This is a genomic window from Sphingomonas sp. 66-10 (genome assembly GCF_001897045.1).
Lineage (GTDB): Bacteria > Pseudomonadota > Alphaproteobacteria > Sphingomonadales > Sphingomonadaceae > Sphingomonas > Sphingomonas lycopersici.
The window spans coordinates 146,404-154,810 of sequence record NZ_MKRR01000106.1 but is presented as its reverse complement, the minus strand read 5'-3'; the positions used below and the strand labels follow the sequence as shown (position 1 = coordinate 154,810).

Sequence of the window (8,407 nt, the reverse complement as noted above, 5' to 3'; positions counted from 1 at the left end):
GGCAGCAAGGCATCCTCGCCGCGCAGCTCGCGCCCGTCGCCCGCCAGCACCAATTGGCGGCGGTGGATGAACCCGAAGCGGCGGACATAGCCGTCGTGATTGGCCTCGATCCGGCTCGCGCCGTCCGATTCCTGCCGCGACAATTCCACCGCGGTGACGCCCTTGCCGAGGCTGCCGTCGGAAAGGATCGCGGTCGAATTGGAATCGTCGAGCGTCAGCGTCGAATGCGCCGCGGTCGTGCGCAGCCCCTCGGCCAGCGTGCGCGGCAACCGCGGCGAGGCATCGCGCGCACCGCCGCAATTGACGATCAGCCGCGTCGCGCCGTCGGAAAATTCGAACGCCAGCGTCGAGGCGCACCCGCCGTCGACCGCGCGCGCCACCGGCGGCGGGGCGGCATCGACGATCAGCACCGCCTTGCCCCCCGTCAGCCGCTGATAGCCCCATTCGCGCGCCTGCTTGAGCGGGCGGGCGCGCACCCCGGTCGCCTCGATCACCTGCGCGACGCGCTCGGCCGGCACCGGGCCGCTGCCCTGCCAGCTCGCCAGCCCGCGATCGGCATGACACACCCCAAGCAATGCCGGAACAAGCCGCGCCAGCGCGCTTTCCGCCACCTCGGGCAGCGCCAGCCGGCGCGCTTCATAGCATTCGCGCAACGTCGCGAGCAGCGCGGCGATATCGAGCAACGCATCGGGCGCGCGGCTCACCGCGCCGCCGTCTTCGAACAAGGCGGTGCCCAAAGCGCGGGTCAGCCCCGCCTCGGCGAAGGCGAGCCCCGCATCGCCGCCGGGGATCAGCAGCCGCGCCGCGAGCAGCCCGCTCCACGCCGCGACGCGCTTCGGCCCCGGCGGGGTCTTGTCCGCCCCGCGATCGAGATGCCGCGCGCCCCGCGCCAGCGTGTTGAGCACCTTCGAGCGATAGACGAGATCGGTCGACGACAGGATCAGCGGCGCGTGCGCGGTCCAGAACAGGATGCGCCGCCCCCACAGATCGGGCCGCCACGCCGCGCCGGCGACCTTTTCGGCATGCGCGAGCAGCCAGCGCGACATCAGCCCCTCGGCGATCGGCGCACCCTGCACCCGCGTCGCGACTGAAGAAAGATCGCGCAGCCACGCGAAGGAATGGAGATAATCGGCATAGCCCGGCGCGACATCGAGCGTGCGGAAATCGAGCCCGGCGATCGCGAGCTGTTCGCCGCGCCACAGGAAATGCCCGGCGAGCAGCGCCTGCCCGCGCGCGACATCGCCGAAAACGGGGTCGTCGGGCACCGCGATCAGCTTGAGCGGATAGCGCCCCTTGAGCCGGAACGAATGGATCGGGGTGCGCCACGTCAGCCGGTCGAAGGTCTGCGACAAGCGCTCGGCGAGCGACAGCCCGCGATCGCCGCCCGATCGTACCAGCCTCTTGCCCTGTTCGATCCCGTCGGGGCCGGAATCAACGGCTTTATCGTCCTGTTGGCTCATTCGCCGCGCAGCGCCCGGATATTGGCGGCATAAGCCTCCGGCCCGCCGCGGAAGGTGGCGGTGCCGGCGACCAAAGCATCGGCGCCGGCGTCGATCGCCAGCCGCGCGGTCTGCCGGTCGATCCCGCCGTCGACCTCGAGATCGATATCGCGCCCGCTCGCCTCGATCATCGCGCGGATCGCCGCGATCTTGCGCAACTGGCTGTCGATGAAGCTCTGCCCGCCGAAGCCGGGGTTGACGCTCATCACCAGCACCAGATCGACGAGATCGATGAGATAATCGAGCACATCGACCGGGGTCGCCGGGTTGAGCACCACCCCGGCGCGCTTGCCGAGGCTCTTGATGTGCTGGATCGTGCGGTGGACGTGCGGCCCCGCCTCCGGGTGGACGGTGATCGTATCCGCCCCGGCCTCGGCGAAGGCGTCGAGATAGAGGTCGACCGGGGAGATCATCAGATGGACGTCGAACGGCTTCGCCGTATACGGGCGCAGCGCCTTCACCACCGCCGGGCCGATCGTGATATTGGGGACGAAATGGCCGTCCATCACGTCGACGTGGATCCAATCCGCCCCCGCAGCGTCGATCGCGCGTATCTCCTCACCGAGCTTGGCGAAATCGGCGGACAGGATCGAGGGGGCGATGCGGACGGGCTTGGTCATACGGTCCGCTTAACGCGCAACTGGCTCAGGCGGAAGCACGTCGCAGCCGTGCGACGAAAAAGCCGTCGCACCCGCCCGTCGCCTCGACCGTTCCGGGCAAGGTGCGGACATAACCGTCGGGGTGGGCGGCGATTCCGGCGGGGAGTTCGCCCGGCGCCGGCGGCATGACGGCAAAATCGCCGCGCTGCCCGAGAAACTGCGCCAATTGCGCCTCGCCCTCGGCGGGTTCGAGCGAGCAGGTGGCGTAGACGAGCAATCCGCCCGGCCTCACCCAATCCGCCGCGCGGGCGAGGATGCGGCCCTGCAACTCGGCCATTTCGGCGATCACCCCGTCATGCGCGCGGTGAAGCACATCGGGGTGGCGGCGGAAGATGCCGGTCGCGCTGCACGGCGCATCGACCAGCACCGCCTCGGCGGGCGCGTCGGGCGCCCAATCGAGCACATCGCCCACCACCACGTCGGCGGAAAGCCCGGTGCGCGCGAGATTCTCGTTCAGTCGCGCGGCGCGACTTTTCGACGCGTCGACCGCGGTAACCTGCCAGCCGGCGGCGGCGAGCTGGAGCGTCTTGCCCCCCGGCGCCGCGCACAGATCGAGCGCCTGCCCCGCGCCGCTGCCGATCAGCCGCGCGGGGAGCGAGGCGGCGAGATCCTGCACCCACCACGCGCCCGCGTCATAGCCCGGAAGCTCGGGCACCGGCCCGGCATCGACGAGCCGCACATGCCCTGGCGCAAGGCTTTCTCCTTCGAGCCCCGACCACGCCGGATCGCGCAGCGTGACATCGAGCGGCGGCGGCGCGGCGATCGCACGCGACGCGGCGGCGACCACCTCCTCGCCCCACGCTTCGCGCCAACGCTCGGCGACGGGCACAAGCAGGGTCGGCGTCTCCGGCAGCGCCGCGCCGCCGCGCATCAGCGTCCCGAACACGCCGTGGACCAGTCGCCGCGGCCCGCCGTCGACCAGCGGGAGGACGGTGGCGATCGCGGCATGCGGCGGGGTGCCGAGCGCGAGCGCCTGGGCGAGCGCGATGCGCAGCGCCATCCGCGCCTTGGCATCCTCGGGGAGGATCTGGCGGGTGGCCGAATCGATCAAGGCGTCGAGATCGGGCAGCCGGCGCAGCGTCTCGGCGGCGATCGCATGCGCCAGCCCGCGATCGGGCGGCGAGACGAGATCGCGCGTCGCCGCGGGCAGCGCCGCTTCCAGCGCCTCGCCGCGCCTGAGCACCGCATCGAGCAATCGCAAGGCGGCGCGGCGGGTCGCGGTGCCGAGCGGCAAAGCAGGGCGGCGGGGCGGTCTAGGGGGCTTGGCGCGGATCGTCATCACGCCCATGTGGCGGGGAACCAGCCAGATCGCCAGCAAGATCGGATATCGCAAATGTCGAAACGCCCCGCGCACGTGAAGCCGCCGGCCTATCTCTCGCCCAACAAGCCGGTCCCCAAGCCCGCCCCGGCGACCCCCGGCCCGACCGATCCCAACGATCGCGACCCGACCCGCTTCGGCGATTGGGAGCTCAAGGGCATCGCGGTCGATTTCTGAGCGCGGCGCACGAAATAAAACCCGTTCGCCCTGAGCCTGTCGAAGGGCTGCGCTTCTTCCGCGCGAAGAAAAGTGCAGGGCTTCGACAAGCTCAGCCCGAACGGTGAGAGGTCCTTCCCTTCAGACTCACACCTCGTCGCGCAGCGGGCGCGACAGCAGATCCCGCGTCACCGCGCGCACATCGGCGCCGTCGAGCAGCCGGCACACCGCCTCGACGATCGGCATATCGACCTCCACGTCGCGCGCCGCCTCGACCAGCACCGGCGCGGTGAATGCCCCCTCCGCCACCGTCCGGCGATCGGCGAGCAGGGTCGCGGCGCTTTCCCCACGCCCCAGCCCGACCCCCAAAGAGAAATTGCGCGAACTGGTCGACGAACAGGTCAGCACCAGATCGCCCAGCCCTGACAATCCGGCGAGCGTCTCCGCCCGCGCGCCGCGCGCCAGCCCGAAGCGCGTCATCTCGGCAAAGCCGCGCGCGATCAGCGCGGCCCGCGCATTCTGCCCGAGCCCCGCGCCCTCGACCACACCGCAAGCGATCGCGAGGACATTCTTGACCGCCCCGCCGATCTCCGCCCCCATCACGTCGGTCGACGCATAGGGCCGGAACGCCGGCCCCGCGAGCCGCGCCGCGAGCCGCGCCTGCAAATCGCTATCCTCGCACGCCAACGTCACCGCGGTCGGCAACCCCGCCGCCACCTCATGCGCGAAGGTCGGCCCCGAAAGCACCGCGATCGGCGCCCCCGGGTGCGCGGCATGCGCCACTTCGCCGACCAGCCGCCGCGTCCCCGCCTCGATCCCCTTGGCGCACATCACCAGTGGCGTCGCGCCGACCGGAGTCTCCGCGAGCACCCGCCCGACATGCTGCGCCGGCGCGACGACCAGCAACGCATCGACCCCGGCCAGATCGCCGAGCGCGCCGGTCGCGCGGATCGCCGGCGACAGCGCCACCCCCGGCAGAAACAGGGGGTTCGCATGATCGGCGTTGATCGCCGCCACCACCTCTGGCTCGCGCGCCCACAGCAGCACCTCGCCGCCGCGGGCCGCCACCGCCGCGAGCGCGGTGCCCCAGGCGCCGCCGCCGATCACCCCGATCCTCATGCCTTCACCCCCGCGCCGCGCACCGCCTCCGCGCTCGGATCGAGCGGCCAGCGCGCGCGCGCCGGCACGTCGAGCGGGTCGCTCAGCCCCGCGACGAACCGTTCGGCCCCCGCCCAGCCGATCATCGCGGCATTGTCGGTGCACAGCCACAAAGGCGGCGCGACGAAGCGCAGCCCATTATCCGCCGCCAGCGCCTCGAGCGCGCCGCGCACCGCGGCATTGGCCGCGACCCCGCCCGCGACGACCAACGCGGTCGCCCCGTCCGCCCGGTCGAGCGCGCGGCGGGTGCGGTCGATCAGGCAATCGACCACCGCCTGCTGGAACGAGGCGGCGATATCCTCCGCGCGATACTGCCCCACCGCACGCGCCACCGCGCTCTTGAGCCCGGCGAAGGAGAAATGCGGCTCGCCCGATCCGAGCAACGGGCGCGGCAGCGGCACCGCGCGCGGATCGCCGAGCGCCGCGGCGCGCTCCACCGCCGGCCCGCCGGGAAAACCCAGCCCGAGCAATTTGGCGGTCTTGTCGAACGCCTCGCCCGCCGCATCGTCGATCGTCGTCGCGAGCCGGCGGTAGCGTCCGACCCCCTCGACCAGCAGCAACTGGCAATGCCCGCCCGAGACGAGCAGCAGCAGATAGGGAAAGGCGAGCTCGGCATCGGCGAGCCGCGGGCTCAGCGCGTGTCCTTCGAGATGATTGACCGCGATCAGCGGCTTGCCGACCGCGTGCGCCAGCGCCTTGCCGGTGACGAGCCCGACCATCACCCCGCCGATCAGCCCCGGCCCCGCGGTCGCGGCGATCGCGTCGACCCGATCGAGCGATACGCCGGCATCGGCCAGCGCCGCCTCGATCAGCGGCTCCAGCGCCTCGACATGCGCGCGCGCGGCGATTTCCGGCACCACCCCGCCATAAGGACGATGCGCGGCTTCCTGCCCCGCCAGCCGGTGCGCGAGCACCTGGCGGTCGCCGGTGACCAAAGCGGCGGCAGTCTCGTCGCAGGAGGATTCGAGCCCGAGGATCAGCATGTCCCGCCCTCTATCGCGTCCGTCCGGGCTTGTCGAAGGGGCGCGAACCCTCTCCGTCATGCCGGACTTGATCCGGCATCCAGAGCCACGGGCGGCGGTGTTTGCGGCTCTGGATGCCGGGTCGGGCCCGGCATGACGGATAAGCGAGAAGCGTCGGGACAATCCATCCGGTTGAATGTCGCCCCGTCCTGGGCCATCGCTCGCGGCATGATCTTCCGGCTCGGCACCCGCGGCTCCCCCCTTGCGCTCACCCAGGCGGGGATGACGCGCGACGCGCTCGTCGCCGCGCATCCCGGCCTCGAGGTCGAACTGGTCACGGTGCGCACCACCGGCGACCGGGTGCAGGATCGCGCGCTCGCCGAGATCGGCGGCAAGGCGCTGTGGACCAAGGACCTCGATCGCGCTTTGCTCGACGGCGAGGTCGATGCCTGCGTCCATTCGATGAAGGATGTCGAGACGATCCGCCCGGCCGAGATCGCGATCGCCGCGATGCTGCCGCGCGCCGACGTGCGCGACCGGCTGATCGGCGCGGCATCGATTGCCGATCTGCCACCCGGCGCGATCGTCGGGAGCAGCTCGCCGCGTCGCCGCGCGCAGCTGTTGCGGCTGCGCCCCGATCTGCGGATCATCCTGTTCCGCGGCAATGTCGACACCCGCCTTGCCAAGCTCGCCGCGGGCGAGGCGGATGCGACCCTGCTCGCCGCCGCCGGGCTCGACCGGCTCGGACGCCACGACACCGGGCAGGCGATCCCGATCGACCAGATGCTTCCCGCCCCGTCGCAGGCGGCGGTGGGGATCGAGGTGCGCGCCGGTTCGCCCGCCGCGGCGCTGGTCGCGGCGATCGACAACGCGCCGACCAGCAAGGCGGTGCTGACCGAGCGCGCCTTTCTCGCCGCGCTCGGCGCCGGCTGCCACTCGCCGGTCGGCGCGCTGGCGCGGATCGTCGAGGGCGGGATCGGCCTTCGCGCGCAATTGCTCGCCGAGGACGGCAGCGAAGCGGTCGAGGGCGAGCAGCAGGGCGCGGACGGCGCGATCGTCGCCGCGGCGCTGGCCCGCGACTTGCTCGGCCGCGCGCCGGAATCGGTCCGCCGGCTGTTCGGCGGGTGACGCGCGCCGCGATCGTGCTGCGCCCCGAGCCGGGCAATGCGCGAACGATCGCGCGGCTCGCGGCGCTGGGGGTGCCGGCGTTGGCGCTGCCGCTGTTCGCGGTCGAGCCGGTCGCGTGGGAGACACCCGGCGGGGCGTTCGATTCATTGCTTATCACCAGCACCAATGCGATGCGCCACGCCGGCGCCGGGCTGACGGCGCTGGGTCACCTGCCGGTGATCGCGGTCGGCGAGGAAAGCGCCAATGCCGCGCGCGCCGTCGGCCTCACCGTCGCGGTGACCGGTACGACCGACGGCGTCGCCGCGCTGGACGCCGCCCGGGCGGCGGGGTTCCGCGCGCCGCTCCACCTCGCGGGGCAGGAACATATCGCCTTCGCCGATGTGGTTTCGATCACCGTCTATCGCAGCGCGCCGCTCGATCTGGCCGCCGGGGCGCTCGCGGCGGCACGCGGGCGGGTCGCGCTGCTCCACTCGCCGCGCGCCGCGCGCCGCTTCGCCGAGCTGGTCGACCGCGACGCGGTGCCGCGCGAGACGATCCGTCTTGCCGCGCTGAGCGAGAAGATCGCCGCGGCGGCCGGCGCGGGCTGGGACGCGATCGCCAGCACGCCGCGCCCCGACGACGCATTGCTCGTCGCACTCGCCGCGTCGCTCGCGAGTTGACCCGTGGCGCCGGGCCGGGGATAGTGCGCCGATGAACGATCCACTGCCGAGCGAAACCGCCGCGCGCCGGCCGCGGGTCGGGCTGGTCATCACGACGCTCGTCGTGCTGGCATTCGTCGTCGGCATCGCGCTGATGCTCGTCGCGATGCGTAATTCGGGCGGCTGGTTCGTCCACACCCCGTCGACCACCCAGCCCGCGCCCGACGCCGCCCAGCCGCAAACCGCGCCGCAGCCCGAAGCGCAACCTTCCCCGCAAGCCACCGTCCCGCCGACCCCGGAAGCGCTCGATTCACGCGAAACCGCGCTTGCCGCGCAGCTTTCCGCGCTCGAAGCGCGCACCGCCTCGATCGACAGCACCACTGCCGCCGCCGCCGCGCAGGCCGGTCGCGCCGAGGCGATGATGGTCGCCTTCGCCGCGCGCCGCGCGATCGATCGCGGGGTGACGCTCGGCTATCTCGAGGTCCAGCTGCGCGAACGGTTCGGCCAGATCGCCGCCGGCCCCGTCGCCACCGTGATCCAGGCCGCACGCCAGCCGGTGACGGTCGCCGCGCTGCGCCAGGCGCTCGACGCCAACGCCGATCGGCTGACCAACGGCGGCGGCGACGGCTGGGTCTCGGGCTGGCTCGCCGGGATTCGCCACCAGCTCGGCAGCCTCATCATCCTCCACGACGTCAGCACGCCGTCGCAGCTCCCCGCCGAGCGACTGGCGCGCGCGCGGCGGCTGCTCGACGCGGGGCAGGTGCAGGCCGCGCTGGGCGAGGTTTCGCGGCTGCCGGGCGCCGGGTCGTCGGGCAATTGGGCCAACGCCGCACGCCGCTTCATCGCCGCGCACCACGCGCTCGATGCCTTAGAAGCGGCGGCGCTGATG

General features: G+C 72.6%; 9 protein-coding genes. 4 read left to right on the top strand and 5 right to left on the bottom strand.

Features of this window, described 5'->3' with window-relative positions:
• From BGN95_RS10500 to BGN95_RS10490, 3 genes are all read right to left on the bottom strand, one after another.
• Window positions 1–1,460 (bottom strand): heparinase II/III family protein (locus tag BGN95_RS10500; protein WP_286772578.1); only part of this gene is annotated, 1,460 nt, incomplete at its 3' end.
• Window positions 1,457–2,119 carry a ribulose-phosphate 3-epimerase gene (gene rpe, locus BGN95_RS10495; protein ID WP_179512889.1) on the bottom strand — a complete coding sequence of 221 codons (663 nt, stop codon included), beginning with the start codon at window positions 2,117–2,119 and terminating at the stop codon, window positions 1,457–1,459. The genes BGN95_RS10500 and rpe, both read right to left, overlap by 4 nt.
• A gap of 25 nt (window positions 2,120–2,144) precedes the next feature.
• Window positions 2,145–3,437: an RsmB/NOP family class I SAM-dependent RNA methyltransferase gene (locus BGN95_RS10490; protein ID WP_502688278.1), complete on the bottom strand. Its 1,293-nt coding sequence runs from the start codon at window positions 3,435–3,437 to the stop codon at window positions 2,145–2,147.
• Between the two features lie 54 nt (window positions 3,438–3,491).
• Between BGN95_RS10490 and BGN95_RS10485 the strand changes: the two genes are divergently transcribed.
• Window positions 3,492–3,653 (top strand): DUF1674 domain-containing protein, encoded by a 162-nt coding sequence (locus BGN95_RS10485; protein ID WP_179512890.1) that lies wholly within the window; start codon window positions 3,492–3,494, stop codon window positions 3,651–3,653.
• Between the two features lie 126 nt (window positions 3,654–3,779).
• On the opposite strand, the gene BGN95_RS10480 is transcribed toward BGN95_RS10485, so the two are convergent.
• Window positions 3,780–4,751 (bottom strand): NAD(P)H-dependent glycerol-3-phosphate dehydrogenase, encoded by a 972-nt coding sequence (locus BGN95_RS10480; RefSeq protein ID WP_265313342.1) that lies wholly within the window; start codon window positions 4,749–4,751, stop codon window positions 3,780–3,782.
• Window positions 4,748–5,773 (bottom strand): tRNA (adenosine(37)-N6)-threonylcarbamoyltransferase complex transferase subunit TsaD, encoded by a 1,026-nt coding sequence (gene tsaD, locus BGN95_RS10475; RefSeq protein WP_286772566.1) that lies wholly within the window; start codon window positions 5,771–5,773, stop codon window positions 4,748–4,750. The genes BGN95_RS10480 and tsaD overlap by 4 nt, the downstream gene beginning before the upstream one ends.
• A 207-nt stretch (window positions 5,774–5,980) precedes the next feature.
• Between tsaD and hemC the strand changes: the two genes are divergently transcribed.
• The 3 genes from hemC to BGN95_RS10460 form a co-directional block, all read left to right on the top strand.
• Window positions 5,981–6,880 carry a hydroxymethylbilane synthase gene (gene hemC, locus BGN95_RS10470; protein WP_286772565.1) on the top strand — a complete coding sequence of 300 codons (900 nt, stop codon included), beginning with the start codon at window positions 5,981–5,983 and terminating at the stop codon, window positions 6,878–6,880.
• Complete coding sequence (locus BGN95_RS10465) at window positions 6,877–7,539, top strand: uroporphyrinogen-III synthase (RefSeq protein ID WP_286772564.1); 663 nt, start codon at window positions 6,877–6,879, stop codon at window positions 7,537–7,539. Before hemC ends, BGN95_RS10465 begins: the two co-directional genes overlap by 4 nt.
• Window positions 7,540–7,570: 31 nt before the next feature.
• Window positions 7,571–8,407: hypothetical protein (locus tag BGN95_RS10460; protein ID WP_286772563.1), on the top strand; the 837-nt coding region annotated here is incomplete at its 3' end.